This is a genomic window from Streptosporangium sp. NPDC020072 (assembly GCF_040631445.1).
Lineage (GTDB): Bacteria > Actinomycetota > Actinomycetes > Streptosporangiales > Streptosporangiaceae > Streptosporangium.
Window position 1 is genome coordinate 43,791 of record NZ_JBEYAB010000022.1, and the last position, 25,740, is coordinate 69,530.

At 72.1% G+C, this 25,740-nt stretch carries 19 protein-coding genes; 14 read left to right on the plus strand and 5 right to left on the minus strand.

The window, feature by feature from the left end; translation table 11 throughout:
* The first annotated feature begins 102 nt into the window (after positions 1 to 102).
* The 4 genes from ABZ470_RS38410 to ABZ470_RS38425 all read left to right on the plus strand — a co-directional run bounded on the left by ABZ470_RS38410 (position 103) and on the right by ABZ470_RS38425 (position 4,349).
* Positions 103 to 1,083 (plus strand): helix-turn-helix domain-containing protein, encoded by a 981-nt coding sequence (locus ABZ470_RS38410; protein ID WP_362917758.1) that lies wholly within the window; start codon positions 103 to 105, stop codon positions 1,081 to 1,083.
* A 35-nt stretch (positions 1,084 to 1,118) separates the two neighbouring features.
* A complete protein-coding gene (locus tag ABZ470_RS38415) occupies positions 1,119 to 1,985 on the plus strand; it encodes an RNA polymerase sigma-70 factor (RefSeq protein ID WP_362917760.1) in 867 nt (288 codons plus the stop codon).
* Positions 1,986 to 2,009: 24 nt separating this feature from the next.
* Positions 2,010 to 2,576, plus strand: coding sequence for a TetR/AcrR family transcriptional regulator (locus ABZ470_RS38420; protein WP_362917762.1), 567 nt, complete (start codon positions 2,010 to 2,012; stop codon positions 2,574 to 2,576).
* A gap of 72 nt (positions 2,577 to 2,648) precedes the next feature.
* Positions 2,649 to 4,349, plus strand: a complete 1,701-nt coding sequence (locus ABZ470_RS38425) for an alpha/beta fold hydrolase (RefSeq protein ID WP_362917764.1) — start codon at positions 2,649 to 2,651, stop codon at positions 4,347 to 4,349.
* Here the strand turns inward: ABZ470_RS38425 and ABZ470_RS38430 are convergent.
* Both ABZ470_RS38430 and ABZ470_RS38435 read right to left on the minus strand, forming a co-directional pair.
* On the minus strand, positions 4,279 to 4,857 hold the full coding sequence (locus tag ABZ470_RS38430) for a helix-turn-helix domain-containing protein (RefSeq protein ID WP_352015900.1): 579 nt from the start codon (positions 4,855 to 4,857) through the stop codon (positions 4,279 to 4,281). The genes ABZ470_RS38425 and ABZ470_RS38430 overlap by 71 nt on opposite strands.
* 86 nt (positions 4,858 to 4,943) lie before the next feature.
* Positions 4,944 to 5,117: a hypothetical protein gene (locus ABZ470_RS38435; RefSeq protein WP_352015899.1), complete on the minus strand. Its 174-nt coding sequence runs from the start codon at positions 5,115 to 5,117 to the stop codon at positions 4,944 to 4,946.
* A 389-nt stretch (positions 5,118 to 5,506) separates the two neighbouring features.
* Between ABZ470_RS38435 and ABZ470_RS38440 the strand changes: the two genes are divergently transcribed.
* The 4 genes from ABZ470_RS38440 (at position 5,507) to ABZ470_RS38455 (ending at position 11,488) form a co-directional block, all read left to right on the plus strand.
* Positions 5,507 to 9,070, plus strand: a complete 3,564-nt coding sequence (locus ABZ470_RS38440; RefSeq protein ID WP_362917766.1) for a serine/threonine-protein kinase — start codon at positions 5,507 to 5,509, stop codon at positions 9,068 to 9,070.
* A 38-nt stretch (positions 9,071 to 9,108) separates the two neighbouring features.
* Positions 9,109 to 10,542: a serine/threonine-protein kinase gene (locus tag ABZ470_RS38445; protein ID WP_362917768.1), complete on the plus strand. Its 1,434-nt coding sequence runs from the start codon at positions 9,109 to 9,111 to the stop codon at positions 10,540 to 10,542.
* A 69-nt stretch (positions 10,543 to 10,611) separates the two neighbouring features.
* Positions 10,612 to 10,869 (plus strand): hypothetical protein, encoded by a 258-nt coding sequence (locus ABZ470_RS38450; protein ID WP_362781762.1) that lies wholly within the window; start codon positions 10,612 to 10,614, stop codon positions 10,867 to 10,869.
* Positions 10,870 to 10,897: 28 nt separating this feature from the next.
* Complete coding sequence (locus tag ABZ470_RS38455) at positions 10,898 to 11,488, plus strand: phosphoribosylanthranilate isomerase (RefSeq protein ID WP_362917770.1); 591 nt, start codon at positions 10,898 to 10,900, stop codon at positions 11,486 to 11,488.
* 9 nt (positions 11,489 to 11,497) lie between these two features.
* Here the strand turns inward: ABZ470_RS38455 and ABZ470_RS38460 are convergent, their stop codons facing one another.
* The 3 genes from ABZ470_RS38460 to ABZ470_RS38470 all read right to left on the minus strand — a co-directional run bounded on the left by ABZ470_RS38460 (position 11,498) and on the right by ABZ470_RS38470 (position 14,937).
* Positions 11,498 to 12,121: a VanZ family protein gene (locus tag ABZ470_RS38460; RefSeq protein WP_362917772.1), complete on the minus strand. Its 624-nt coding sequence runs from the start codon at positions 12,119 to 12,121 to the stop codon at positions 11,498 to 11,500.
* Complete coding sequence (locus ABZ470_RS38465; RefSeq protein ID WP_352015893.1) at positions 12,049 to 12,513, minus strand: hypothetical protein; 465 nt, start codon at positions 12,511 to 12,513, stop codon at positions 12,049 to 12,051. The genes ABZ470_RS38460 and ABZ470_RS38465 overlap by 73 nt, the downstream gene beginning before the upstream one ends.
* Positions 12,514 to 13,389: 876 nt before the next feature.
* Positions 13,390 to 14,937, minus strand: coding sequence for an MFS transporter (locus ABZ470_RS38470; protein ID WP_362917775.1), 1,548 nt, complete (start codon positions 14,935 to 14,937; stop codon positions 13,390 to 13,392).
* Between the two features lie 219 nt (positions 14,938 to 15,156).
* Between ABZ470_RS38470 and ABZ470_RS38475 the strand changes: the two genes are divergently transcribed.
* The 6 genes from ABZ470_RS38475 (at position 15,157) to ABZ470_RS38500 (ending at position 25,700) form a co-directional block, all read left to right on the plus strand.
* Positions 15,157 to 17,049: a hypothetical protein gene (locus tag ABZ470_RS38475; protein ID WP_362917777.1), complete on the plus strand. Its 1,893-nt coding sequence runs from the start codon at positions 15,157 to 15,159 to the stop codon at positions 17,047 to 17,049.
* 238 nt (positions 17,050 to 17,287) lie between these two features.
* Positions 17,288 to 19,627 carry an AAA family ATPase gene (locus ABZ470_RS38480; RefSeq protein ID WP_362917779.1) on the plus strand — a complete coding sequence of 780 codons (2,340 nt, stop codon included), beginning with the start codon at positions 17,288 to 17,290 and terminating at the stop codon, positions 19,625 to 19,627.
* A 214-nt stretch (positions 19,628 to 19,841) separates the two neighbouring features.
* On the plus strand, positions 19,842 to 20,825 hold the full coding sequence (locus ABZ470_RS38485; RefSeq protein ID WP_352015889.1) for an ABC transporter permease: 984 nt from the start codon (positions 19,842 to 19,844) through the stop codon (positions 20,823 to 20,825).
* A gap of 9 nt (positions 20,826 to 20,834) precedes the next feature.
* Complete coding sequence (locus tag ABZ470_RS38490; RefSeq protein ID WP_362917781.1) at positions 20,835 to 21,761, plus strand: ABC transporter permease; 927 nt, start codon at positions 20,835 to 20,837, stop codon at positions 21,759 to 21,761.
* Positions 21,762 to 21,832: 71 nt separating this feature from the next.
* Positions 21,833 to 23,962 carry an ABC transporter ATP-binding protein gene (locus ABZ470_RS38495; RefSeq protein WP_362917832.1) on the plus strand — a complete coding sequence of 710 codons (2,130 nt, stop codon included), beginning with the start codon at positions 21,833 to 21,835 and terminating at the stop codon, positions 23,960 to 23,962.
* Positions 23,963 to 23,975: 13 nt separating this feature from the next.
* Positions 23,976 to 25,700 carry an ABC transporter family substrate-binding protein gene (locus tag ABZ470_RS38500; RefSeq protein ID WP_352015887.1) on the plus strand — a complete coding sequence of 575 codons (1,725 nt, stop codon included), beginning with the start codon at positions 23,976 to 23,978 and terminating at the stop codon, positions 25,698 to 25,700.
* The last annotated feature ends 40 nt before the right edge of the window (positions 25,701 to 25,740 follow it).

Genomic DNA, 25,740 nt, shown 5'->3' on the forward strand with positions numbered 1-25,740 from the left:
ACATGCCTTTCTCGGAGAACGGTGCCGTGCGTGAGACATGGTTTCGCGCACGGCGCCCCTCCGGCCAGTGGCGTGAACGCCGCTTATCGCTAATATCCCGCCATGTCGCTTCTCTTCCCGGCGTGGCGGGCGCACACCGTGTCCGCCGTCGCCTTCGACGGCATGGCCCCCTTCGAACTCGGCTGCGTGGTGGAGATCTTCGGCATTCCCAGGCCCGAACTCGACGTCCCCTGGTACGAGCTGACGGTCTGCGCCGAGACCCCGGCCGACCTGCGGGTCGTCGGAGGGTTCACCATGCGGGCCGGGCACGGGCTCGACGTGGCCGCGGCGGCGGACACGGTGATCGTGCCCGCGGTCGCGGACGTGCGGGGGGAGGTCTCCGCGGAGCTGGTCAGGGCGCTGCGGACGGCGCACGAGCGTGGGGCCAGGATCGTGTCGATCTGTTCGGGGGCCTTCGCGCTGGCCGCCGCGGGGTTGCTCGACGGGCGTGAGGCGACCACCCACTGGAGGTACGCCGACCTGCTGAGGGAGAGGTTCCCGCTGGTCAGGGTCAACCCCGACGTCCTGTACGTGGACGGCGGGGACGTGCTGACCAGCGCGGGCAGCGCCGCGGGCCTCGACCTGCTGCTGCACCTGGTCCGCACCGACCACGGCCCCGGCGTGGCCAACTCGGTCGCGCGCAGGCTGGTCGTCCCGCCGCACCGGGAGGGCGGGCAGGCCCAGTTCGTCCAGGCCCCGGTGGCGCCCGCGGAGGGGGACGACGCGGTGGCCGTCGCGATGGCCTGGGCGCTCGGGCACCTGGCCGAGCCGATCACGGTCGCCGGGATGGCCGGGGCCGCCCGCATGTCGCAACGCACCTTCCTGCGGCACTTCGCCCGCCAGACCGGGACGAGCCCGCTGCGCTGGGTGATCTCCCAGCGGATCGCGGCCAGCCTGGAGCCGCTGGAGTCAGGCTCGGCCTCGATCGAGGAGGTCGCGGCGGCGGTGGGCTTCGACAGCGCCGTGACCTTCAGGCACCACTTCGCCAGGACGATGCGCACCTCGCCCTCGGCCTACCGCAGGGCCTTCAGGGAGTCCCCGTGAGCCGGGCGCCCGCTGAGCTCTGGGACCCTGGACGGATGGTCGATGAGTTCGAGGAACTGCGGCGGCGGATGTTCGGCCTGGCCTACCGGATGCTCGGTTCGGCCGCGGAGGCAGAGGACGTCGTCCAGGACGCCTACCTGCGCTGGCATACCGCCGACAGGCGGAACGTGGAGACGCCGGGGGCGTGGCTGGCCAAGGTGGTCACCAACCTCTGTCTCAACCGGCTGACCGCCGCCCGTGCCACCCGTGAGAGCTACGTCGGCCCCTGGCTTCCCGAGCCCGTCGAGTCGGCGGCGCTCGGTCCGTTGGAGACCGCCGAGCGACGTGACGCGGTCTCCATGGCGTTCCTGACGCTGCTTGAGCGCCTCACCCCTCCGGAGCGCGCCGTCTTCGTGCTCCGCGAGGCCTTCTCGTACGGCTACCGCGAGATCGCCGAGGTGCTCGACCTCTCGGAGACCCACTGCCGCCAGCTCCTGATCAGGGCGAGGAAGCGGATGGGCGAGCCCCGGAGGTTCGACGTGCCCGGGGAGCAGCGGCGCAGGATCGTCGAGCGGTTCCTCGACGCCGCGCGGGGCGGCGACCTCGCCGGGCTTGAGCGGCTGCTCGCCGTCGACGTGGTCGTCTGGTCCGACGGCGGTGGCCGGGTCGGTGCCGCGCTGCGCCCCGTGGAGGGCCGGGACAAGGTCGTCCGCTTCCTGGCCGGGATCGCCGCCAAGTTCGGCCCCGGGGGTGGGTTCGCCCACACCGAGGTCAACGGCGAGGAGGGGATCGTGGTGTGGGCCGGGGACGTGGTCGTCGCGGTCTTCGCGATCGAGGTGACGGAGGGGCGGATCACGGCGGTGCGGGCCGTGCTGAATCCGGACAAGCTCTCGCGCTTCACCGCCCCGGGTTGCCAAGAATAAGCAGACCGGTCTATTTTTTGGGCCATGGGACGCAAGGGTGAGGAGACCAGGACGCGGCTGCTCGACGCGACGCGGGAGCTGATCGAGGGCGGCGGCTACTTCGGGGCCGGGCTGAACCAGGTGGTCGCGGCCAGCGGAGCGCCGCGCGGCTCGCTCTACTTCCACTTCCCCGGCGGCAAGGACCAGCTCGTCGGTGAGTCCGTACGGCGGGCGGGTCACGAGGTCGGCCGGATGGTGCGGGAGCTTGCCGAGTCCGCGCCCGACGCCGTGAGCCTGGTCACCGGGGTGCTCGCACTGCTGGGCGACCGGCTTGAGGCCTCCGGGTGGCGCAAGGGCTGCCCGGTGGCCACGGTGGCGCTGGAGATGGCGGCCGTCAGCGACCCCCTCCAGGAGGTCTGCGCCGAGGTCTACGGCTCGTGGGAGGAGGCACTGCGTCACCGGCTGGCCGTGGACGGGCACCCGGAGCCCGCCGACACGGCCGCCACGGTCCTGGCCCTGATCGAGGGCGCGCTGCTGCTGGCCAGGGCGCATCGCAGCCGGGAGCCGCTCGACCGGGTGGCGCGCGGGATCGCCACGCTGCTGAGGCCGTAACGCCAGGACCCCTCCCCGGCTCCCTTCGTATGCCCATGAAATATGTAGACCGATCTATTATGAGGTGATCGCGTGACCCCCGACTCCATCGTCTTCGGCGCGGCGGGATTCATCGGCCGCTCCCTGGTCGCCGAACTCCTGCGCAGGGAGCGCGTGGTGGCCGCCGCCCTGCGCGGACCGGCGGACCGGCTGACCTCCTGGCTCGCCGGGCAGGGCGTGGACACCGCGCGGCTGACCGTCGTGACCGCCGACATCGCCGTCCCCGGGCTCGGGCTCGGCGCCGCGCCGGACCTCGGGCGGGTGCGCGACGTCTACAACACCGCGGCACGCTTCGCCTTCGGACTGGGCATCGCCGAGGCGAGGGCGGCCAACGTGACCGGGGCGGTCAACGTGGCCGACTGGGCGGCCACCCGCCAGGGGCTGCGGCGCCTGGTGCACGTCAGCGGCTACCGTGTCAGCGGCGGTCCTCCCGACTACCGCCGTGACGGGGCCTACGAGGCCTCGAAACGGGAGGGCGACGCGGCGGTGCGCGCCCGCGCCGCGGAACTCGGCGTCCCGCTGACCGTCGTCAACCCCAGTTCGGTCACCGGTGAGGGGCAGTTCATCGGCCTCGCCTCGGTGGTGCGCGACCTGTGGCGTGGCCGGCTGCCCCTGCTGCCCGGGGACGGCAGGACCTTCCTGCCGGTCGTGGACATCGGCTACCTGGCCCGCTTCATGGCGGAGGTGCCCGGCCACGAGGAGACGGCGGGCGAGGCCTACTGGGTGCTCGACGACCGGACGCCGAACCTGCCGGAACTGGCCGGGCTCCTGGCCGCCCACCTGGGAGTCCGCCCTCCGCGCGCGACGATCCCGGTCCCTCTCGTACGGCGGCTGCCCCGCGCCCTGACCGGCGCCGACCCGGAGACGCTGTCGTTCATGTCCGGCGACCGCTACGACACGGCCCCCGCCCTGGCCTTCGCCGAGCGGGCCGGTCTGCGCATGCCCCCGGTGGAGGAGATGCTCAGGACCTGGGCGGACGGGCTGGTCGGCGCCGGGTTCGGGGAGGGGGAGGCGCCACGCGGGCCGTACGGGTTCCGGGACGTGGCGGGCAGCCGTACCTGGGTGGCGGGGGAGCGGGAGAGTCCCCGGTACGTGCTGCTGCACGGGCTGCCGCTCGACGCCCGCTCCTGGGCGGAGGTGAGCGAGTCGCTCGACGGTCCCGTCCTGGCCGCCGACCTGCCGGGACTCGGCCGCTCCTCGCCCGCCCGCTCACTGGGGGAGTGGACCGAGGCGTTGCTCGAACCGGCGGGGACGCGCCCGGTGCTGGTCGGGCACTCCTTCGCCTGCGGGCCCGTCCTGCGCTACGCGCTCGCACGTCCTGAGCGGATCTCCGCGGTCGTGCTCCTGGCCCCGGCCTTCCTGCAGGCTCCGGCGGGGTGGCCGGCCCGCTCGGCCTTCGGCGCCGCCGTACTGCGCCGGACGTCCCCGGCGCGGCTGGCGGGCAGACTCGGCGTGCCCGAGGGCGCGCTCGCCGACCTGCGCCGCCCCGGTGCCGCCCGGCGGGTGATCGGGGCGATGCGCGCGGGCTACGCGGCCAGGGAGGAACTGCGGCGGGCGCTCGGCCGGGTCGAGGTCCCGGTGACGATCGTCACGGGGGCGGCCGACCCGCTCGTGGTGGGCGAGGCCGACGTCGTGATCGAGGGAGCGGGGCACTACCCCCAGCTCACCCATCCCCGGCGGGTGGCGCGTGTCCTGCGAGAAGCCGCAGGGCGAGTTCTTCCAGCGCGGCTGTGATCCGCTCGGGTCCGAGCCCGCGACCCTCACGCTGGAAGGTGTAGACCTCGGGGGCGAGCGGGGCGAGCGCGATCTCGACGAGCGCGTCCGGGTCGGGCACGTCGGCGGCGACCAGCAGCGAGCGCACGTGCGCCCGCCAGAAACCGTAGGCGCCGGTGGCGAAGCGCGAGCGGCCCGTCTCCGCGCCGAGCACCAGGTGGGAGTGGGATTCGAGCAGGCCGACCATCGCGGCGTAGAAGGCGGCCAGCCGCCGCGCGGGCGTGGCACCGGGGCCGAGGGGCGGCCGGCCTCCGATCAGTTCGCGCTGCAGGGCCTTCTCGTGCTCGTCGAGCATCGCGGTCGCGATCGCGGCCCGGTCGGGATAGCGGCGGTACAGGGTGCCCCGGCCGACTCCCGCCGCCCTGGCGATGTCCTCCATGGTGACGTTGGGCGCCCCTTTGGCGGCGAACAGCCGCTCCGCGGCCTCCAGGATGCGCGCCCGGTTACGCGCGGCGTCTGCTCTCTCCATGCCCCCAGAGTATAGGTGGACACTGTGTCCGGATAATGCGGGAGGACCCGCGGGTCGCGGGTCCTCCCGGCCGGCCGGGCGGTCGGTCAGGCCGCGGGAGTGGGGCCGCTCGTGGCCGGAAACCGCAGGACGTTGCGTCCTGTGTAGGCGCGCAGATCGACGACCTTGGTGTCGGACGCGCCGCCGCGGCGCCGTACCGACCGGATGTCTCTGATCTTGAGCCGCGCGACGGACGGCGGCACAAGCACAAGTCTCTTCATTGAGCCCCCCGCGTGACGCTTTCGTTACACGAAATGTCTACAGATCGTCCCGTAAAACCGTCGTAAAGAACTGATCGTCAGTAGGGAAGCCTGCGGCCTGACGGGGTGCGAAGGTCCAGGTCGAAGGCGCGGGTACGGCGACGCCGGTGCTGCGAACGGGCGACTTTCGCGTGACGCATGGCTCGTCCCTCCTCTTGCTCGGGCTCGCCGGCCGGGGGTCGGCGGGAGCCCGCCCACGCTTGCCAACCTAGTTCTCCCCGGTGAGCCCTATCAACCGGTTTGATCGCGGCCGGACGACGCCGCTGACCTGGGGAACGCCTGAGTGTGTGACATCGGCCGAACTATGGTGTCCAGCGGCGCGTCCAACAAGCCGGTGAACGGAGGCGGGAATGAGCACCGGACTGGTCGACGGAGATCCGCAACGGCTCGGCGGCTACTGGCTGGCGGGCCGGTTGGGCGCGGGCGGACAGGGAGTGGTCTACGAGGCCTACGACGCACGGGGCGAACGGGTCGCGGTCAAGGTGTTGCACGGCGACGCGGCGGCCGACCCCGAGTTGCGCGAGCGGTTCGGCCGCGAGGCGGCCTCCGCCAGGCGGATCGCCTCCTTCTGCACGGCCGCCGTGGTGGACGCCGACCTCGAAGGGCCCAGGCCGTACATCGTCTCCGAGTACGTCGAGGGACCGAGCCTGCGCAGGGCCGTCGTCGACGGGCGCCGTTTCACCGGCGGTGACCTGCACCGCCTGGCCACCGCCGTCGCCACCGCGCTGACCGCGATCCACGAGGCCGGGGTCATCCACCGAGACCTCAAGCCCGACAACGTGCTGCTCGGCCCCGACGGCCCCCGGGTGATCGACTTCGGTGTCGCCCGGATGGCCGACATGTCGCTGACCGCGACCGGGATGGTCGCGGGGACCCCCACCTACATGGCCCCCGAGATCTTCATGGGGGAGCGCGCGACCGAGGCCGTCGACGTCTTCGCCTGGGGCGGGGTCATGGTCTTCGCCGCCACAGGACTCGACCCGTTCAGGGCGGAGAGCCTGGGCGGTGTCATGCACCGGGTGCTCTCCGTGCAGCCGCAGCTGGACGTACTGCCCGAGCAGCTCCGTCCGCTGGTGGCCGCCTCCCTGGCCAAGGACCCCACGGCCAGGCCCGCCGCCAGGGAACTGCTGCTCGCCCTGATCAGCGGGGGCGGCTCGCTCGACACCCGGCGGCTGCTCGCGGCGGGCAGCGAGACGGGCGGCCGGATGCACACCGGCTCGAACGACCCCGCGCTCGGCGACCTCGCCGAGGAGGCCTTCGGCGCGCTCGGGCAGGCCGAACGGGAAATCGCCCCCGAGGTGTTCCTCCGGCTCGTCACCGTGACCGACGACGGAGAGCTCACCGTACGGCGCGCCCAGCTGGCCGAACTCCTCCAGGGAAGGGGCGAGGAGGAGATCGCCGCCGTCCACCGGGTGCTCGCGGCCTTCACCTATCTGGTCGGCCGCGACGAGCAGGCGCTGTGGCTCTCGCGGCCCGCCCTGACCCAGGCCTGGCCCCGGCTGCGTCAGTGGGTCGGGGCCAACCGCGACGGCCTGGTCGTGCACCGGCACATCCTCACCGCGGCCTGGCGCTGGCAGAGCCAGGGCCGCAGGGACGGCGACCTGTTCCAGGGCAGCAACCTGGAGAACGCCATGAACTGGGCGGCGACGGGACGGCGCAACATCACACTGAGTCCGGTCGAACGCGACTTCCTGGAAGCGGGAGCCGCCCTGGCCAGGCGCCGCGCACGCAGGGGCAGGCTGCTGTCCGTGACGCTGGCCGGGCTGCTGGCGGTCGCGCTGGCCGCCGGGGTGCTGGCCGTACAGCAGGGCAGGGTCGCCGAGGCGCGCAGCGTCACCATCGCGCACCAGCGCGACCAGGCGCAGGCCCGTCAGCTCGCCGCGACCGCCGAATCGCTGCGCGTCTCCGAGCCGGTCAGGGCCATGCTGCTCAGCGTGGCCGCCTGGCGGCTGAACCCGGTGGTCGAGGCGAGAGCCGCCCTGACCGGCTCGCTGGCCCAGCGTGAGACGGCCGCCTTCCACGACCCGGCGGCCGGGGTGCACACGCTGCGGGCGCTGAGCCGTGACGGGCGCGTCCTCGTCAGCGCCGGCGACGGACAGGCGCGCGTCTGGGACGTGCGGACCGGCGGACGCGCCGGCGGGTTCGACGGGATAGGCGACGAGCTGACCGGGATCGCGCTGAGCCCGAGCGGCAGGCTGCTCGCCGTGGTCAGCGGGACGAAACTCACGATCTGGGACATGACGACCGGCAAGCCGACCGGTGCGACCCTCACCGTCCGGGGCCGGGGCGTCGACGGCATATCCCAGGTGGCCTTCGGCCGCTCGGAGGACCTGGTCCTGGTCAGCAGGGGCGAGGGGCTGATGGTCTGGAACCGGCGGACGGGCGGTGAGGCGGCCCCGTTCACCGCGGGCATGGGCTTCGACACCTCGCCGGACGGCACCGGGCTCGCCGTCGCCGACCTCGGAGGGGACGCGACGGTCACGACCCTCGCGGACGGCCGCAAGGTGTCGCTCGGACAGCGGTGCACCTGCGTGCGGCGCGTCGCCTACAGCCCGGACGGCAAGGTCGTCGCGGTCCGCACCGGAGCGCTCATCCGGCTCCACGACGCCTCGACCGGCGCCGATCTGCAACGTTCCTTCACCGACGCCGACGTGCAGCGCTCGTTCGACGAGGGAGACGCGGACACGCTGGTCTTCAGCCCCGACGGGCGGTTCCTGGCGTCGGTGAGCGAGCGCAACATCAGGCTCTGGCGCGTCGCGGACGGTGCCCTGTTGTTCACCCACGCCGTCGCCGCGTTCAGGCCGGTCGCCGCCTTCGACCCCGACGGGCGCACCCTGCGCTACCTGTCGGAGGACTCGGTGACCAGCCTCGACATCGCCTTCGCGACCGCCCCGGCGCCGCTGGGGAAGGCGGGCTTCGCCAGGGCGGCGCTCAGCCCCGACGGCCGCCTGCTCGCCTCGAAGGGGGAGGGGCCGGGGAAGGTCGTCCTGTGGGACGTGCGCGGACGCAGGTCCCCGGCGGCCCTGGACGTCGGCTCACAGGACCCCGGTGGCTACTTCGAGATGGCCTTCAGCGGCGACGGGAGACGGCTGGCGGTCGTCACGGGCGACATGGCGGGCGAGGTGCAGATCTGGGACACCAGGACGTTCGAGAAGGTCATGACCGTCACCGCCCCGAAACAGGGCAACGTGACCGCCATCGCGGTGAACGCCGACGGCACCGCCCTCGCCGGATACGTCGCCTACCCCGACTCCCCGACCGGGGACGGCGGGGAGATCCACCTGTGGGACGTGCCGGGCGGCCGGCACCGCTGGGCGAGGAAGCAGGGCTACCCCGACGGCCTCCGCTTCGCCCCGGACGGCAGGGCCCTGGCGGTCGCGGGCGGTGAACAGCGCCTGCTCGACACCCGCACGGGCAAACCCTTCGGCCCCTCGTACGGCTCGCCGACCGTCGGCGTCCCCGTCCTCTCGCTCGCCTTCGGCGGGGACGGCTCCCGCTTCGCCATCGCCGACCAGGCGGGACGGCTGTCGGTCTGGGAGACCTCGTCGAGGAAGCAGGTCGGTGAGACGGTCAGGACGGGGGCTGGCGAGACCCCCCTGCTGACCTACTCGCCGCGCGGCGACGTGATCGCGGGCCGGGTGGACGGCGGCTCCGTGGCGCTGTGGGACGTCGAGACCGGGCGCCGCCTCGGCGAGCCGATCGCGACGGGGCCAGGAGAGCCGAAGGCGCTGGCCTTCACCGGAGACGGGACGCGCCTGGTCGTCGCCGACTCCTCGGGAGTCCTGGCCGAGCACCCGGTGGAGCCGGAGGCCGTGGCGAACGCGGTCTGCGCGAGGGCGGGCCGTACGCTCTCGGCGCAGGAGTGGCGGACCTACCTGGGGGAGACGCCGTACCGTGATGTATGCCCTCGATGACCCAGAACTTTCCGGTCTGAGATCGCATCCAACACCGTATGAGAGTCGCGGCGAGGCTGATCGAGGGGGACCCGCACCGTCTGGGGGACTACCGGCTGGCGGGCCGTCTTGGGGCGGGCCGCCGGGGCGTGGTCTACGAGGCCTACGACTCCGGAGGGCGGCGGGTGGCGGTGAAGGTGCCGCACGGAGACCCCGAACTGTGGCGGCCACTGGCCGGGGAGGTGGCCGCGGTCCGCGCCGCCGCGCCGTCCTGCACGGCCAAGGTGATCGACGCCGACTGCGTGGGGGCGCGGCCGTACGTCGTCAGTGAGTACGTGGCCGGGCCGAGCCTGCGTGGGGCGGGGCGGATCCTGGCCGGGCCCGACCTGCTCCACCTGGCCGCGGCCCTGGCCACCGCGCTGACCGCCCTCCACGAGGCCGGGGTCGTCCACCGTGACCTCACCCCGGACAACGTGCTGCTGGGCCCCGACGGTCCCAGGGTCGTCGGGTTCGGGCCGCTCTCCCCGACGGAGACGACGCTGACCTGGCCCAGGCTGGCCATGAACGCCCCGGCCTACACCGCGCCGGAGGCGTTCACCGGACGGGAGCCCGGCGCCGCCGCGGACGTGTTCGCCTGGGGCGCGGTCGTGTTCTACGCCGCTACGGGGAGGGACGCGTTCGAGGGCACCAGTCTGGGGACGGTCATGCACCGTGTGCTGTCGGTCGATCCCGACCTGGACCCGATCCCGCAGCCGTTGCGCGCCCTGGTCGCCGACTCCCTGGCCAAGGACCCCGAGCGCAGGCCCGGGGCCCGGGACCTGTTGCGGGCCCTGGTCTCCGCGGACGCGACCGTCCGGCTCAAGGCCCCCTGCCTCGCCCCCGACTGCCTCACACACGCCTCCCCCACCGCGGCCTGCCTGCCGGCGGCCTGTCTCGTGCCCTCGGGCGGCGACATCCCCGGATGGGCGGCGGAGACGTTCACCGCGGAGGCGCCGCTCACCACGGAGACGGTCCTCGGCGGGCGGGTCTGTCTCGCCGACGCCCTGCTGGCCGCCCGCGTGCCGCTCACCCTGGACTTCCTGCTGGCGGCGGGCGACGCCATGGCGGCCAGGCTGCGGACCCCGTACGACGACCCGGGACTGGGCGCGGTCGCGGAGGACGCCTACGTCACGCTCGACCCGGCCGACCGGCCGTTCGCCTCGGCGATGTTCCTCAGGCTGGCGGACGGGCGCGGCGGACCGCGTGGCGCGGGGGAGGCCGAGGAACGGATCGCCGAGGCGTTCGGGCCGCTGGTCGTCCGTGCGGGGGACCTGGCCCGCCTGGCCGATCCGGCGCTGCCGTACGCCTGGCCGAGGCTGGCCGGGTGGATCGAGGCGGACCGTGACGCGCGGGCCCGCACGGCCCGCGACCGCCTGTACTGGCTGGGGCTGACGGTACTGCTGACCCTCGCCCTGGTCGCGGCCCTGGTGGCCGCCCTCGGAACCGGCGGCTGACCTGTCTGAGCCCTCCCCCGGCGGGTAGGCATAGCCGGGAGTACGCCGTGAGTTTTTCGGGGGGAAGACATGGCGCGATGTGAGGTCTGCGGCAACGACTACGACATGAGCTTCGAGGTGCACGCGCAGGGGGCCGTGCACGTCTTCGACAGCTTCGAGTGCGCGGTCCACCGGATGGCCCCGGTGTGCGAGCACTGCGGGGTGAAGGTCGTCGGCCACGGGGTCCAGGTGGGCAGGAGCTGGTTCTGCTGCGCGCACTGCGCCCGTCAGGAGGGGGAGGACGCGATCGTCGACCGGGTCGGCATCCCGATGCAGCAGGGAGCCTGAACCGTTCGGGCACCGCTAGGGTGCAGGGGTGTATGTGAAGATCTGCGGGCTGCGAGAGCCCGGCCACGTCACGGCCGCCGTCGAGGCGGGAGCCGACGCGATCGGCTTCGTCCTGACCCGGAGCCCCCGGCGGATCACCCCGGAGCTCGCCCGTGAGCTGGCCGCCGAGGTGCCCGCCCATGTGCTGACCGTCGCGGTCTTCGCCGGTGAGACCCCGCAGGAGGTACGGCGGGCCGCGACCGAGTCGGGGGTGCGGGCCGTGCAGCTGCACGGCGCCCATCCGCACGAGGACTTCACCGCGCTCAAGGACCTCGGCCTGACACTGGTCCGTGCCGGGGCGGCGGCGGGCGCCGACCTGCGCTGCGGAGCCTTCGACGAGGACATGCTCATCGTCGACGCCCCCCGCCCGGGCTCGGGGGAGCCGTGGGACTGGGCGGCGGTGCGCGGCCTCCCGCAGGGCCGCTGGATGCTGGCCGGAGGACTCGGCCCGGCGAACGTCGCCGAGGCCGTGGCCGCCGCCCAGCCGTGGGGGGTCGACGTCTCAAGCGGTGTCGAGACCGCTCCCGGGGTGAAGGACGCCGGGCTCATCAGGGAGTTCGTGGCCGCCGCGCGCGGCTGAAGTCCCCGGCTACCCGGTGCCCTCGGGCGTCCGGGACGGCCGTTCGACCGGGATCGCGGGCGTTCCGCGTGGGGAGCGGGGAGCCGTTCGCAGGACGGGCAGCGCCGTCCCGGCTCCCGCGAGGGCGCCCAGGACGTTGAAGAGCACGTCCGCCGCGTCGCAGCTACGCCCCTCCGAGAACGCCTGGGTGATCTCCAGGGTGAGGGAGGCCGCCGCCAGCCCCGTCACGACCGCCAGCGGGCGGCGGGTCACGAGGACCCCCAGCAGGGCGGGCGCGGCGTAGAGCAGGAGGTTGAGGAGGTTCTGGGCCTCCGTGAGGGAGGCCGGGCCGCTGGTCGCGCAGAAGGCCAGGCCGTGCGTGGTCAGACGCGTCGGCATCGTGAGGGCCGGGATCACGGCCAGGGAGAACAGCCAGAGGAACGCCGTCGGCCGCCGCACGCGGAACACCGCCGAGACTCTTCGGCTCAGCGGGACGCACAGTCCGGTGAGGACCGTCAGCAGGCAGACGACCGGCAGCCAGAGGTCACGGTTGGCGAGGAAGACCTCGACGGGCAGGGGGATCAGCAGTCGCCCCAGACCTTCGTGACGTACTGGAAACGGGTCGCGGTGTTCAGCATGATCCCGTGGTAACACCCGGAGGGAAGGGAGAGGGAGAAACTCCTGAAGGTGGTGCCGCCCGCCCGCGCCGTCACGGCGGGGCCGTAGACGGGCCTCTTGATGCCGACGCCCGAGCTGTTCGTCTGCTGGTAGCCGAGCCGGACGTTCGTCGCCCCTCCCCGCGCCTTGTCGTAGGCGACGTTGATCCGGCGCAGGGACCTCCCCTTGACGCAGAACCCGGCGCTGAGCGTGCCGTTGTCGAGGTAGCCGAACGCGGAGCCGGAGAAGGTCAGGGAGGGACCGCAGTCGCCGACGGAACCCGTGTCCCCGGCCGCGGCGCTCCCGGCCCAGACGGCTGCGCAGGCGATCGCCGAGACGGTGAGAAATGCGGCCGGCGTGACGAGGGAGGGCAGGAGGCGATCCAGCAAGGCGAGTCCTTCCGCTGGTGGGTTCGCGGCGGCAGACGGCGCAAGAAAAAGGGCATAAATGACAAATTATGATTTGTGGGCAATGTTCTAATTGTCGGATATCTTTGTTTTTCTCTCGCGCTTCGCGGTCAGGGGGAACCTATCCGCAAACCGGCACGTGATCAACGAAGCTCGACCGGGGTCGCGCCGTGGTATCGGGTCCCGTGCAGGTCAGGGCTTGTGCAGGCTGCCTGTTATGTGGGATTTGTGAAATATATTCGCGCCGTCGGCGAAGAATCCTTCACGGTCCTACATAAACCTGTGTGCGTCCTACAGAAACCGAAACTCAATGTGCGAACAGATCGTCGCAATCATGTGGCTGCCGAAAGAGTCCTTCTCAGGCACCCTTGAGGAGAAACGACCGCGCACCCCTCCCGCGCCGAAAGGAGAAAACAGCAATGAATGCTTCCAATCCGACCACCCGACCGTCTGCCATACACATCGCTGGACGGCTCGGGAGCGCCGTCACATGGTCACATGGCCGCCCCGGGGGTGGGGGTGGCCCGCGCCACGAGACGCCCGTACGGCGCCGCGGCGGACGGAAACCGGCGGATCCCGCCGACAGAGCAGGGGTGATCTGGACGGTCAGGCCGTCACACGACACCCCGTATGCCGGGTGTGGCGGTGCGATCTGGAGGGTGAGCGCCGCCACACCTCGGACCGGATGTCGTAGCCGGACGCCGTAGCCGGCCCCGGGCCGTGCTGCCGCGGGTGACGGCCGAGACCGCGGGCCGTCAGGCCGGACTGTTCCCCTCCCGGAGGGGCCCGGCCGGAAGGGGGGCGGTCACCGGTCCGCCGGACGGACGGGTGATCACCGGCCCGCGGTCTTGGAACCCGTCAGTGGTGACCGTGCTCAGGGGGGACGGTGCCACGGGGGAGCAGCAGGGTGACGAGCGCCGCGGTCGCGCCCAGCAGCAGCGCGCTCACCACGATCGTGGAGTGCAGACCGCCGACGAACGCGACTCTGGCGGCGGTCAGCAGCGCGGCCCCGGTTTCGCCGCCGATCTCCTGCGCCGCGTGCGCGGCGGCGGCGAGCGACTGACGCGCGAGGGTCATCAGGCCGGAGGGAACCCCGGCGACCGGTGCCAGCGAGGGCGCGTAGACGGCCGTGGTGACCGTGCCGAGGACCGCGACCCCCAGACCGGCCCCCAGCTCGTAGGCGGTCTCCTCGATCGCGGCGGCACCACCGGCCTGTGCCTCGGACGCCGAGGACATGATCGTGTCGGAGGCGGCGAGCAGGGTGACCTGGATGCCGAAACCGACGCCGACGAAACAGAGCGCGAGCGTCAGGGAGTGCGGCTCCGTACCCCAGGCCAGCGTGGGCAGCAGGCTGAGCGCGGTCAGCGCCAGGCCGCCGCCCATCGTCGCGCGCAGCCCGAAGCGGTGCAGCAGCCGCGCCCCGGCGAGGCCGCCGGCGACCGCGGCGGCCATCAGCGGCAGCAGGCGGACCGCCGCCTGGAAGGGGCTGTCGCCGAGCACGAGCTGGAGATACTGGGCGAGCATCAGTTCGAGCCCGACCAGGGCGAAGACCGTGAGCAACACTGCGGCGACCCCGATGGAGAACGCCCGCTGCCGGAACAGGCCGAGGTCGAGCATCGGGGAGGGCGAGCGCCGCTGCCTGCGCACGAACCAGGCCAGCAGTCCGATCCCGGCCAGGAAGACCACCGGTCCACCGGTGCCGCCGGTCCCCGTCTCCTTGAGGCCGAAGGCCAGGGCGAGGATGCCCACGACCGACAGCAGCGCGCTGAAGGCGTCCCACGGGTGCAGCGCCCGCGCGCAGGAGTCGGGCAGAAGCCTGACGGCCGCGGGCAACAGCACCAGCAGGATCGGGACGTTGATCAGGAAGACGGCGCCCCACCACAGGTGCTCCACGAGCAACCCGCCGATGAGCGGGCCGACCGCGGCCCCGGCGGCGGCGACCCCGCTCCACACCCCCAGGGCGACGGCGCGCTCACGCCGGTCGGTGAAGACCTGCCTGATGATGGAGAGCGTGGCGGGCATGATCATCGCGCCGCCGACGCCCAGCAGGGCCCGCGCGCCGATCAGCGCGGCGGCGCTCGGCGCGAACGCGGCGGCGGCCGAGGCGACGCCGAACACCACGTACCCCATCAGCACCAGGCGTTTCCTGCCGTAATGGTCGCCGAGCGTGCCGAAGGTCAGCAACAGCGGCGCGACCACCAGGGAGTAGACGTCGATGATCCACAGCAGTTGGACCGAGGTGGGTTCGAGGGCGGCGGTCAGCGCGGGGACGGCGATGTGCAGGACCGTCGCGTCCACCGCGATGAGCAGCAGGCTGAAGCACAGCAGGATCAGGACCGACCAACGGCCGGTCCCTCGCCTTCGCGGGTCGATCCCGGTGCGGACCGCACTGTCCACGACCCCCATGGCGATCATGAGCCGCTGGAGGGGCCGTTGAAGGGAACGTCGGCCTCGACGGACATGCCAGGCAGCTTAGGCGAAGCCGGGTAGTGGGAAAGCCAGGAATCGGAGATTGGCTTACCGCTAATTGTGGATATTGTCCCCATATATCCCGCCTCTCTAGAGAGATACAGGGATATATCTCTTATCTAGGCAAACAGTGATCTCGCGCGCACGATGACGGTCGTGGGGAGCCAGCACGAGGTCCATGAACCGCCGGAACCGGACAGTGAACCGGACAGTGAACCGGACGGTGACACCGGTGACCCCCGCGAACGGTGCGCCACGGCCGCGGCCCTGCTGGAGCGCGACCGGCCACAGGAGGCGCTCGACGCCATGGGGCACGGTCAGGTCACCGGTGTCGCGGACTGGGCATACCGGCTGCTGAGTCTCTCCTTCGAACGCCTCGGCCGAGACGCCGAGGCCGTGGCCGCCGCCGAGGAGGCCGTACGGACCGCTCCCGGGTCGTGGACGGCACGGCTGCGACTGGGCGCCGCCCTGCGCCGGGTGCCGGGACGCCGATGGGAGGCGGCCGTCCAGGCGGACAGGGCCGTCCGCTACGCCCCCGAGGAGCCGGACCCCCACGTCCTCGCCGGCGACCTCGCGCTGCTGCGCGGCGAACACCACCGGGCCGAGGCCGCCTACCGGGCCGCGCTGCGCCTGGCGGACGACCACCCGCTCGCACGGGTCAACCTCGGGCTCGCCCTGCTGCGCTGGCGGCCTCCGCACGGCCACCACGACCCCGCCTGGCCGGTCGACCCCCGGGAGACCGCCCGCACAAGGGACGCCGTGGAGGCCTGGTCCCGGCAGATCCGCGCACTGCTGGCCGTCGCGCTCGCCGTGGCCGCCCTGCTCGTCCTGCGGACCGGGCCCGCCGCGGCGGCCACGACCGGTGGCGTGACCGTGCTGGCGGGGGTGGCGATCACCCTCAGGCGGGGTCGTGAGATCAGGCTCTGGCGCTACGTGCCGCGTCTGCTCGCACGCGACCCCTGGCTCGGCGTCTCGGTCTCGGCCACCGTGCTCGCCGTCGTGGCCTACACGGTGGCGGTCGCCACCCTCCCGCCCGTCCCGCAGGGCGTGGCGTGGCCCCTGCTCGCGGGGTTCGTCCTGTTCAACGGCATCGCCCTGCCCGCCCTACGGGTGCCCGCGCGGGCGTGGCGCGGGCGCCCGGTCAGGGCGCTGGCCGAGTTCGCCGCCATCCCGGGAGACCGTACGGCGCGGCGCAACGCCGAGACGACGCTGTGGATGCTCACGGCCCGCGCCTGGTCGGCGCTCATGGGGCTCCTGCTGGCCGCGGGGGCACTCGGCGAGATCCGGCCGGCCCTGGCCGCCCCCGCCGTCCCCGTCGCGCTCGCCCTGGCCCGCCCGAGGGGTACGGCGGGGCACCTCGTCGGACGGGTGCTCGCCGCCGACCGCCTGCTCACGGCCACCCGGTACCTGCTGACCCTGACCTCGGTCCTGCTCACGGGCGTCGCGGTCGTGACGTCGTCCGGCCTGCTGACCGGGGCAGGCCTGGAGCGGTGGACCTGGTGGATCTGGTGGGCCTGCGGTGTGCCGCCGGCCGTACTCGCCGGGGCGCTGGCCCTCAGGGCGGCACGGGCGCGCGGGCACGACCTGCCGGGACCGTGGCGTTCGGGCCTGGCCATGCGGGAGGGGCATGACGTGCGCCCGCCGGCGGACGCGCGGGCGCCGATCCTCCTCGGTGGCGACGTGCGGCGGGCGCTGGCCCGGGTCAGGGGAGTCGTCCTGGCCTTCACGGACCGGGAGGGTCCCAGAACCCTGGCCGCCGAGGTCACCGGCCAGGCGGACGGCGAACTGCTCCTGACCGCCCCCGCCGACGCCTGGGAGGCGGCCGGACGGGACCCGAGAGTCACGGTGTTCGTCACCGACCCGGCGCAGAGCCGGTTCTGGGCCGAGGTGCGGGGCGTCGCGGTCGGCGACGTGGAGACGGGCGCGCTCAGGATCACCCCGAAGCGGGTCCTCGTCTCCGAAGTCCCAGGTCTCGGCGGTGCCCGCCACCGGGACCGCCACCGGCGCCGCTGTGCCCGGGAGCGACACGGGACCACACGGACACGCTGAGGGTTCACCGTGCCGGGGACCGCCCGCAGAAAGGCCCGGAGAGGGCACGCGGGAAGGCGGCGGGAGGGATCGTTTCGGCATCCGAAGGCGGGGCAGAAACCCCGCACCCGGATCGTGGGGTTCATCCGGTCTCGTCCGTTTATCTGATCGTGTCAGTGTGGCGGCGTGGCGTGGGGCTCACGCACGCGCAAACGTCTGCCCGGTGCGGTATAACCGGGGGCGAATCCGGGGAGGCGTGATGCGGGAACCCGACAGGATCCGGCCCGCGGGGCGGGCGGCGGTGCGGGATGCGTTCGAAAGGGTACGGCTGCGCTACTTCCAGCTCGCTCCCGGCACACGCCGGCTGATCTACCTCCTCGCACTGGTCCTGGCCGTCGGGCTGACCCTGGGCATGGGATGGTCGCGCGACACCTTCCTGGCGATCCTGGTCCTGCTCGGTTTCGCCGGACTGACCCTGCGCTTCCCCCGGGCCGCCGCGACCCTGGTCGTGGTGGTCGGGTGGGTGTTGCTCATGCCCCCCTTCCAGAGCCTGTACGGCGTCGGGGTGCCCGCCTCGATGCCGTTGACGCTCCTGGCGTTGCCCGTCGCGGGAGCGGCCCACCTCATCCGCTGGGTGCCGCCGTGGCTGACCACGCTCGCCGCGCTCGTGCCCGCCGCCGTCGTGGCCGCCGCCATCTCCGTCTTCGCCCCCGGCGTCGCCCCGTGGATCGCCTACGGCGTCGCCGCGGCCGTGCTGGCCTACCGGTTCGTCCAGGCCCGTCAGGCCAGGGCCGATCTGCGGGCCGGGGACCAGCGGGTGCGGATCAGGGCGCGTGAGAGCGGGCAGCCCGCCCACGCGCAGGGCACACCCGCGGCCCCGCCGCCGATCTCCGTCGAGGAGGCGCTCGGCGAGCTGGACGGCATGATCGGCCTGGCCCCGGTGAAGGAGCAGGTGCGTTCCATCGCAGCCTCGATCGAGGCGGCCAGGCTGCGCAAGGAGGCGGGATACTCCACCGAGCCGCCGATGCGCCACTTCGTCTTCGTCGGCCCTCCCGGCACCGGCAAGACCAGCGTCGCCAGGACCGTCGCGAAGATCTTCTACGCCTTCGGCCTGCTCGAAACCCCCTACGTGGTCGAGGTCCAGCGCGCCGACCTCGTCGGGGAGTTCCTCGGTGCTACCGCGATCAAGACCAACGAGGTGATCGACAGGGCGCTCGGCGGGGTGCTGTTCGTCGACGAGGCCTACGGCCTGATCAACTCGGGGGACGGCCAGCCGGACCGGTTCGGTGCGGAGGCGGTGCAGACGCTGCTCAAACGGGCCGAGGACGACCGCGACCGGCTGATCATCATCCTGGCCGGATACGAGAAGGAGATGGCCTCCTTCCTGTCGTCGAACCCCGGCCTGTCCAGCCGCTTCTCCAGCCGGGTCCGCTTCCCCAGCTACTCCCCGGGAGAACTGCTGGAGATCACCGAGCTGCTGCAGCGGCGGCGCGGCGACCGGCTCGCCGACGACGCCGGGCCCGCGCTGCTCGACCGCTTCGAGGACGTGCACCGGCGCGCCCTCGTCGACGAGCTGGGGAACGCCAGGTTCGCCAGGAGCCTCGTCGAGGCCGCGGCCCAGGCCCGTGACGTGCGGGTGGTCGGCGCGGGCGGCTCACCGACGGCGCAGGACCTGGTGACCACGACCGCGCGGGACGTCGCCAAGGCCTTCGACGAGCTCACCGCCCGCTACCGGGGTTACCAGGCCATCCCCTCCCTGGAGGAGGCGCTGGCCGACCTGGACAGGATGGCCGGGCTCGAACCGGTCAAACAGCAGGTGCACGCCATCACCGCCCAGCTCAAGGTGGCCAGGATGCGCCAGGAGCGGGGGCTGCCGACACCCCCGCAGACCAGGCACTTCGTCTTCGCCGGGCCGCCGGGCACCGGCAAGACCACCGTGGCGCGCATCCTGGGCCGCATCTTCGCCGCCCTCGGCCTGCTCGCCCAGCCCGACGTGGTCGAGGCACAGCGGGCCGACCTGGTCGGTCAGCACCTTGGCGCGACCGCGATCAAGACCAACGAGCTGGTCGACAGGGCGCTCGGCGGGGTGCTGTTCGTCGACGAGGCCTACAGCCTGGTCAACCCCGGCTACGCGGGGGGTGACGCCTTCGGCACGGAGGCGGTGCAGACGCTGCTCAAACGGGCCGAGGACGACCGCGACCGGCTGGTGATCATCCTGGCCGGATACGAACGGGAGATGGACGCCTTCCTGGCGACCAACCCGGGCCTGGCCAGCAGGTTCGGCCAGCGGGTGCACTTCCCCTCCTACTCGCCCCGGGAACTCGCCGAGATCGCCGCGTTGCTCGCCCGCGAGGCGGGCGACCGCTTCGACGAGGCCGCGGCACGCGACCTGGACGAGGTCTTCACCTGGGTCTGCGCGGACGGCCTCATCGACAGCCTCGGCAACGGCAGGTTCGCGCGCTCGCTGTTCGAGCGCGCCGCGATGCGCAGGGACGTGCGCCTGGCGGCCCAGATGGGCGGCACGGCCAGCGCGGCGGACCTGACCACCATCACCAGCGCCGACCTGCGCGCCGCGGTGGACGAGCTCGCCGGGCGCTGACCTCTCCCCACTCGGTCCCGTACGGCGTGCGATGGCCGACATGTGCTTTTCGGTTCCACAACCAGAGGGATGGTTCGACAACCAGAGAGATGGCGTGGTAAACACCGCCCTTGACCGAGATCGAACCCCCGATTGAGCACTCCCTGTAGTTGAGTGGCCGCAAGATGTAGCAGGATGGCCATCGACAACAGGGACGACGCTTAAGGGGGGCGCTATGGCGGGGTTTCTTCTCCGCAGGCTGCTCAACTATCTGGTGCTCATCGTCGTCGCCACGAGCCTGGCCTACATGCTCGCAGCCTTCGCGCTCGACCCCCGCTCCAACTACGAGGGCCGCAACCCGCCGATCCCGGAGGCGGTCATCGACGCGCGGCTCACCGAGCTGAACCTCAACGACCAGACGCCGCTGGTCGAGCGCTACCTGACCTGGGTCGGCGGCCTCGCGCACGGCGACTTCGGCAAGACGGTCACCGGCGGGCCGGTCAACGACGACCTCGGGCGGCGCGTCGGCGTCACACTGCGCCTGATCACCGTGGGGGTGGTCCTCGGCAGCCTCACGGGTGTGCTTGTCGGCGCGTACGCGGCGGTCAGGCAGTACGGCGTGTTCGACCGCCTCGCGACCGGGGCCTCCTTCGCCGTCCTGGCCGTTCCGACGGTCGTGCTCGCCAACATCCTGATCATCGGCGCGGTCTCGTTCAACGACCTGACCGGCGCCCAGGTCTTCCTGGTCAGCGGTGAGACGACGCCCGGCCTTGAGGGCGATCTCCTGACCCACCTCACCGACCGCCTGCGGCACCTGATCCTGCCCACGCTCTCCCTGTCCCTGGGGCTGATCGCCGTCTACAGCCGTTACCAGCGCAACATGATGCTCGACGTGCTCGGCGCCGACTTCGTCCGCACCGCCATGGCCAAGGGGCTGCGGCGCCGTACCGCGCTGGTGCGGCACGCGTTGCGCACCGCGCTGATCCCGGCGGTCACCTACTTCGCCTTCACCTTCGGCGCGCTGCTGGTCGGCACGACCTTCACCGAGAAGATCTTCGGCTGGCACGGCATGGGCGAGTGGCTGGTCGACTCCATCTCGACCAACGACGTCAACACCGTCGCGGCGATCAGCTGTTTCGCGGCCTTCGCGGTGCTGGTGGCCTCCCTGGCGTCCGACGTTCTGCACGCGGTTCTCGACCCGCGCGTGCGGGTGGGGTGAGGGGAAGCGATGACCATCACGGACGAGCGGTTCGCCGAGCAGGAGGCGAGCGTCGCGGGCATCACGGCGCCCTCCAGGCTGCGGGTGGTCGCGGGACGTTTCTTCGGCTCCTTCCAGGGCCGTGTCGGGTTCGCCCTTCTGGCGCTGCTGTTCCTGCTGGCCTTCGCCGGGCCGTACGCCGGCCGGTGGGGTTACACCGACAAGGACTTCATGGCCTTCCTGCAGCCACCCTCGGGCGAGCACTGGTGGGGCACGCTGCAGACCGGCGCCGACGTGTACGCGGTCACGCTGCGCGGCATGCAGAAGTCGCTCATCGTCGGGCTGCTGGCCGCCGTGGTCGGCACGACCCTGGCCGCCGTGGTCGGCGCCTTCGCCGGATACTTCCCCGGCTGGGCCGACCGTGCGCTGACCTGGCTGACCGACCTGCTGCTCGTGCTTCCGGCCTTCCTGATCCTGGCGATCATGTCGCCGCTGTTCGCGGGAGGCCAGTGGCCGCTGTTCGTGCTGCTGCTGGCGATGTTCCTCTGGATGGTCACCTCGAAGATCGTCCGGAGCATGACCGTCTCGCTCAAGGAGCGGGAGTTCATCCAGGCCGCCAGGTACATGGGCGTCCCACCGGCGAGGATCATCTTCCGGCACATCATCCCGAACATGTCCTCGCTGCTGGTGGTGGACGCGACGCTGAACGTCAGCACCGCGATCCTCACCGAGACCTCCCTGTCCTACTTCGGCTTCGGCATCCAGCCCCCCGACGTCTCGCTGGGAGGCCTCATCGCCGACGGCGCGCAGACGGCCGTCTACGCCCCGTGGACGTTCTGGTTCTGCGCCGGGCTGTTGATCGTCACCGTGCTCGCGGTGAACCTGGTCGGCGACTCCCTGCGCGACGCCTTCGACCCCGCGACCAGAAAACCCGCGACCGGAAAAGGAGCACGGTGAGCGAACGCGAAGAGCGCCGGGTGGGGGTCTTCCCCGTGGGAAGGTTCCCCCTCTCGCAGTTCCACGGCCTCATGGCCAGGCAGGAGAGAGGGGGGCGTCACCGGCGTCGCGCCCTTCCTGTGCCCGCGGCGCCCACCGGCCCGGTCCTTGAGGTGACCGACCTCGACGTCACCTTCGGCACGGGGGCGGGCGCGGTGCACGCCGTACGGGGGGTCGGCTACTCGGTCAACCCGGGGGAGGTGCTCGGCATCGTCGGCGAGTCGGGGTCGGGAAAGTCTGTCGCCTCGCTGGCCGTGATGGGCCTGCTGCCGCCACAGGCCCGTGTCACCGGCTCGGTACGGCTGCTCGGCAGGGAGATACTCGGCGCCACGGAGAAGACGCTCACCGCCTTCCGCGGCAAGGCCATCTCCATGGTCTTCCAGGACCCGCTGTCGGCCCTGACGCCCGTCTACCGTGTGGGCGACCAGGTGGCCGAGGCCGTACGGATCCACCAGCGGGTCTCCAGGCAGCAGGCGGCCAGGCGGGCCGTCGAACTGCTCGACCTGGTCGGCATCCCCAACGCCGCGCAGCGCGCCAGGGCCTTCCCGCACGAGTTCTCCGGGGGCATGCGCCAGCGCGCGGTGATCGCGATGGCGATCGCGAACGACCCGGACGTGATCATCTGCGACGAGCCGACGACCGCCCTCGACGTCACCATCCAGGCCCAGGTGCTCGAAGTGCTCAAACGGGCGCAGCGGGAGACCGGGGCGGCGATCGTCATGATCACGCACGACCTCGGAGTCGTCGCCGGGTTCGCCGACAGGGTCATGGTCATGTACGCCGGGCGGCCCGTCGAGGTCGGCTCCGTCGACGACGTCTACTACAGCTCACGCATGCCGTACACCATGGGGCTGCTGGGGTCGGTTCCCCGGCTCGACGAGGGCGGGGACCAGCCCCTGGTGCCCATCGCGGGCAGTCCGCCCTCGCCCGCCGCGCTGCCGCCGGGCTGCCCGTTCGAGCCACGCTGCCCGATCGCGGTGCCCGTGTGCGCCGAGGCGGAGCCCGCGCTCGGCGAGGCCGGCGCGCCGGACCACCTGGCGGCCTGCGTCCGCGCGGGAGAGATCGAGGCCGAGGGCTGGTCGCCCGCCGAGGTCTACCGGGTCGCGGAGCCCAAGGCCCGGCCCGAGGAAACGGCCGTCGCGGTACGGCCCCGCGGCGAACGCGAGGTGGTGCTGGCGGTCGACGGGCTGACCAGGCACTACCCCCTGCTGAGAGGGGCGCTCTTCCGGCGCAGGGTCGGCACGGTGCACGCCGTCGACGGCATCAGCTTCGACATCAGGCAGGGCGAGACGCTGGGCCTGGTCGGTGAGTCGGGTTGCGGCAAGACGACCACCCTGATGGAGATCCTGGAGCTGGCCAGGCCGCAGCGCGGCGCGATCGTGGTGCTGGGACACGACACCTCGGCTCTCGGCGCCCGCGAGCGGATGGCCGTCAGACGCGACATGCAGGTCGTCTTCCAGGACCCGCTGGCCTCGCTCGACCCCAGGATGACCGTCTACGACATCATCGCCGAGCCGTTGCGGGCGCACGGCGTCAAAGACCCCGGCCCGAGGATCCAGGAGCTCCTCGGCCTGGTAGGGCTGGACCCCGGTCACGCCGGGCGCTACCCGCAGGACTTCTCCGGCGGCCAGCGCCAGCGGATCGGCATCGCCAGGGCGCTCGCCCTGGAGCCCAGGCTGGTGGTGTTGGACGAGCCGGTCTCCGCCCTCGACGTCTCCATCCAGGCGGGCGTGGTCAACCTGCTGGAGAGCCTGAAGCGGCGCCTGGGGCTGTCCTACTTGTTCGTCGCGCACGACCTGGCCGTGGTCCGGCACATCGCCGACCGGATCGCGGTCATGTATCTCGGCAGGATCGCCGAGATAGGCCGGGTCGGCGCGGTCTACGACGCCCCGATGCACCCCTACACCCAGGCGCTGCTCTCGGCGGTCCCGCTGCCCGACCCGCGCAGGGAACGTTCCAGGAGGCGAGTCCTGCTGGAGGGCGACCTGCCGAGCCCGGCGGAACCTCCCTCCGGGTGCCGCTTCCGTACCCGCTGCCCCTTGTTCAGGACCCTCGACGAGACCGGCCAGAGCCGATGCGTGAACGAGGAGCCCCAGGTCCGGCCGTTCGGCGAGGACCACGGCGTCTCCTGTCACTTCGCCGAGAAGGTCGAAGTCGTATAACCCTGGAGGAACTGTGACAGCAATCCGGCGTGTGGGCGTGTGCGCCACCGCGCTGACCATGGCGGGCTCGCTGGCCCTCACCGGCTGCGGGGGCCAGGGGGGAGCCAGGGGAGGCGGTCCGAGCAGCGACGGCGACGAACGCGGGACCACGATCAAGGCCTACGACATCAACCCGCTTCCCCGCGACAGGGTCAGGGACGGGGGCCTGCTCCGGGTGGGCATCAACGAGTATCCGGCCAACTGGAACCTCAACCACGTCGACGGCAACCTGGCCATGGTCAAGAAGGTCGTCGACGCGCTCATGCCCTCGGCGTTCCGCTCCAACGAGAAGGGCGAGATCTCGGCGAACACCGACTACCTGCTGGCCGGGAAGGTCACCGAGACCAAGCCGAGGCAGGTCGTCACGCTGACCCTCAACCCGCGCGCCAGGTGGTCGGACGGAACCCCCATCACCTGGGAGGACTACCGGGCCCAGTGGCGGGCGATGAACGGCTCGAACCTCGACTACCGGGTTTCGAGCACCACCGGCTACCGCGACGTCGAGGACGTGGCCAAGGGCAGGAACGACCACGAGGTGGTCGTCACCTTCGCCAAGCCGTTCGGCGACTGGCAGTCCCTGTTCGGCCCGCTCTACCCGAAGAGCACGAACGCGACCGCGGAGACCTTCAACACGGCCTGGCTGAACCGCGTCCCGGTCACCGCGGGGCCGTTCAGGTTCGTCTCGTTCGACCAGACGGCCAAGACCATCACGATCGCCAGGGACGAGCGCTGGTGGGGACAGCGGGCCAAGCTCGACAGGATCATCTACCGGGCTCTGGAGAACGACGCCCTGATCGGCGCCTTCAGCAACGGCGAGCTGGACACCTTCGACATGGGGCCGTCCGCGCCCGACTACGCGCGGGCCAAGAGCAGCCAGGGAGCCATCGTCCGTCAGGCGGCGGGGCCCGACTTCCGGCACTTCACGCTGAACGGCGAGAGCGCGGTGCTGTCCGACGTCAACGTCCGCAGGGCCGTGGCGATGGGCATCAACCGCCAGGCCATCGCCCAGTCCGACCTGCAGGGGCTCGACTGGCCCATCGTGCTGCTGAACAACCACTTCTTCATGAACACCCAGGAGGGCTACCGCGACAACGCGGGCGAGGTCGGCGTCTACGACCCCGAACGGGCCAGGCGGCTGCTGGACGCCGCGGGCTGGCGGCTGTCCGGCCAGACCCGCGTGAAGGACGGCCGCGAGCTGAACCTGCGCTTCGTCATGCCCTCCGGCCTGCAGGTGACCAAGTCCGAGGCCGAGATCACCCAGAGCATGCTGGCCCAGATCGGCGTCAAGGTCACACTTCAGGCGGTGCCCAGCGACGACTACTTCACCAAGTACATCATCCCCGGCAACTACGACATCACCGCGTTCGCCTACATGGGCACGCCGTTCCCGGTCTTCAGCGCCTACGGCCAGTACGTCAACGCCGTCCGTGACGCGAAGGGCCAGCCCCAGTGGAACGCCAACCTCGGCCGCATCGGCTCTGCGGAGATCGACGCCGCGATGAACAAGGCGACCGGAGACCTGGGGGACGCCCAGGCCATCGCGGACACCAACGCCGCGGACAAACTGATCTGGGACGCGGTCAACGTGGTGACGCTCTACCAGCGCCCGCAGAACGTGGCGGTCAACAAGAACATCGCCAACTACGGGGCTCGCGGCTTCTACGATCTGAAGTACCAGGACATCGGTTTCGTCAGATAGGGGTCCCGGGCGGGATTCTGTCGGGGGGAGACGATAGAAG

What these genes read in the sequence shown, in the direction of transcription:
- ABZ470_RS38485 (WP_352015889.1), top strand. Translation starts at nt 19,842, where the DNA reads ATGGCGGGGTTTCTTCTCCGCAGGCTGCTCAACTATCTGGTGCTCATC.
- ABZ470_RS38435 (WP_352015899.1), bottom strand. Translation starts at nt 5,117, where the DNA reads ATGAAGAGACTTGTGCTTGTGCCGCCGTCCGTCGCGCGGCTCAAGATC.
- ABZ470_RS38410 (WP_362917758.1), top strand. Translation starts at nt 103, where the DNA reads ATGTCGCTTCTCTTCCCGGCGTGGCGGGCGCACACCGTGTCCGCCGTC.
- ABZ470_RS38480 (WP_362917779.1), top strand. Translation starts at nt 17,288, where the DNA reads ATGCGGGAACCCGACAGGATCCGGCCCGCGGGGCGGGCGGCGGTGCGG.
- ABZ470_RS38490 (WP_362917781.1), top strand. Translation starts at nt 20,835, where the DNA reads ATGACCATCACGGACGAGCGGTTCGCCGAGCAGGAGGCGAGCGTCGCG.
- ABZ470_RS38495 (WP_362917832.1), top strand. Translation starts at nt 21,833, where the DNA reads ATGGCCAGGCAGGAGAGAGGGGGGCGTCACCGGCGTCGCGCCCTTCCT.
- ABZ470_RS38450 (WP_362781762.1), top strand. Translation starts at nt 10,612, where the DNA reads ATGGCGCGATGTGAGGTCTGCGGCAACGACTACGACATGAGCTTCGAG.
- ABZ470_RS38445 (WP_362917768.1), top strand. Translation starts at nt 9,109, where the DNA reads ATGAGAGTCGCGGCGAGGCTGATCGAGGGGGACCCGCACCGTCTGGGG.
- ABZ470_RS38470 (WP_362917775.1), bottom strand. Translation starts at nt 14,937, where the DNA reads ATGGGGGTCGTGGACAGTGCGGTCCGCACCGGGATCGACCCGCGAAGG.
- ABZ470_RS38430 (WP_352015900.1), bottom strand. Translation starts at nt 4,857, where the DNA reads ATGGAGAGAGCAGACGCCGCGCGTAACCGGGCGCGCATCCTGGAGGCC.
- ABZ470_RS38440 (WP_362917766.1), top strand. Translation starts at nt 5,507, where the DNA reads ATGAGCACCGGACTGGTCGACGGAGATCCGCAACGGCTCGGCGGCTAC.
- ABZ470_RS38415 (WP_362917760.1), top strand. Translation starts at nt 1,119, where the DNA reads ATGGTCGATGAGTTCGAGGAACTGCGGCGGCGGATGTTCGGCCTGGCC.
- ABZ470_RS38420 (WP_362917762.1), top strand. Translation starts at nt 2,010, where the DNA reads ATGGGACGCAAGGGTGAGGAGACCAGGACGCGGCTGCTCGACGCGACG.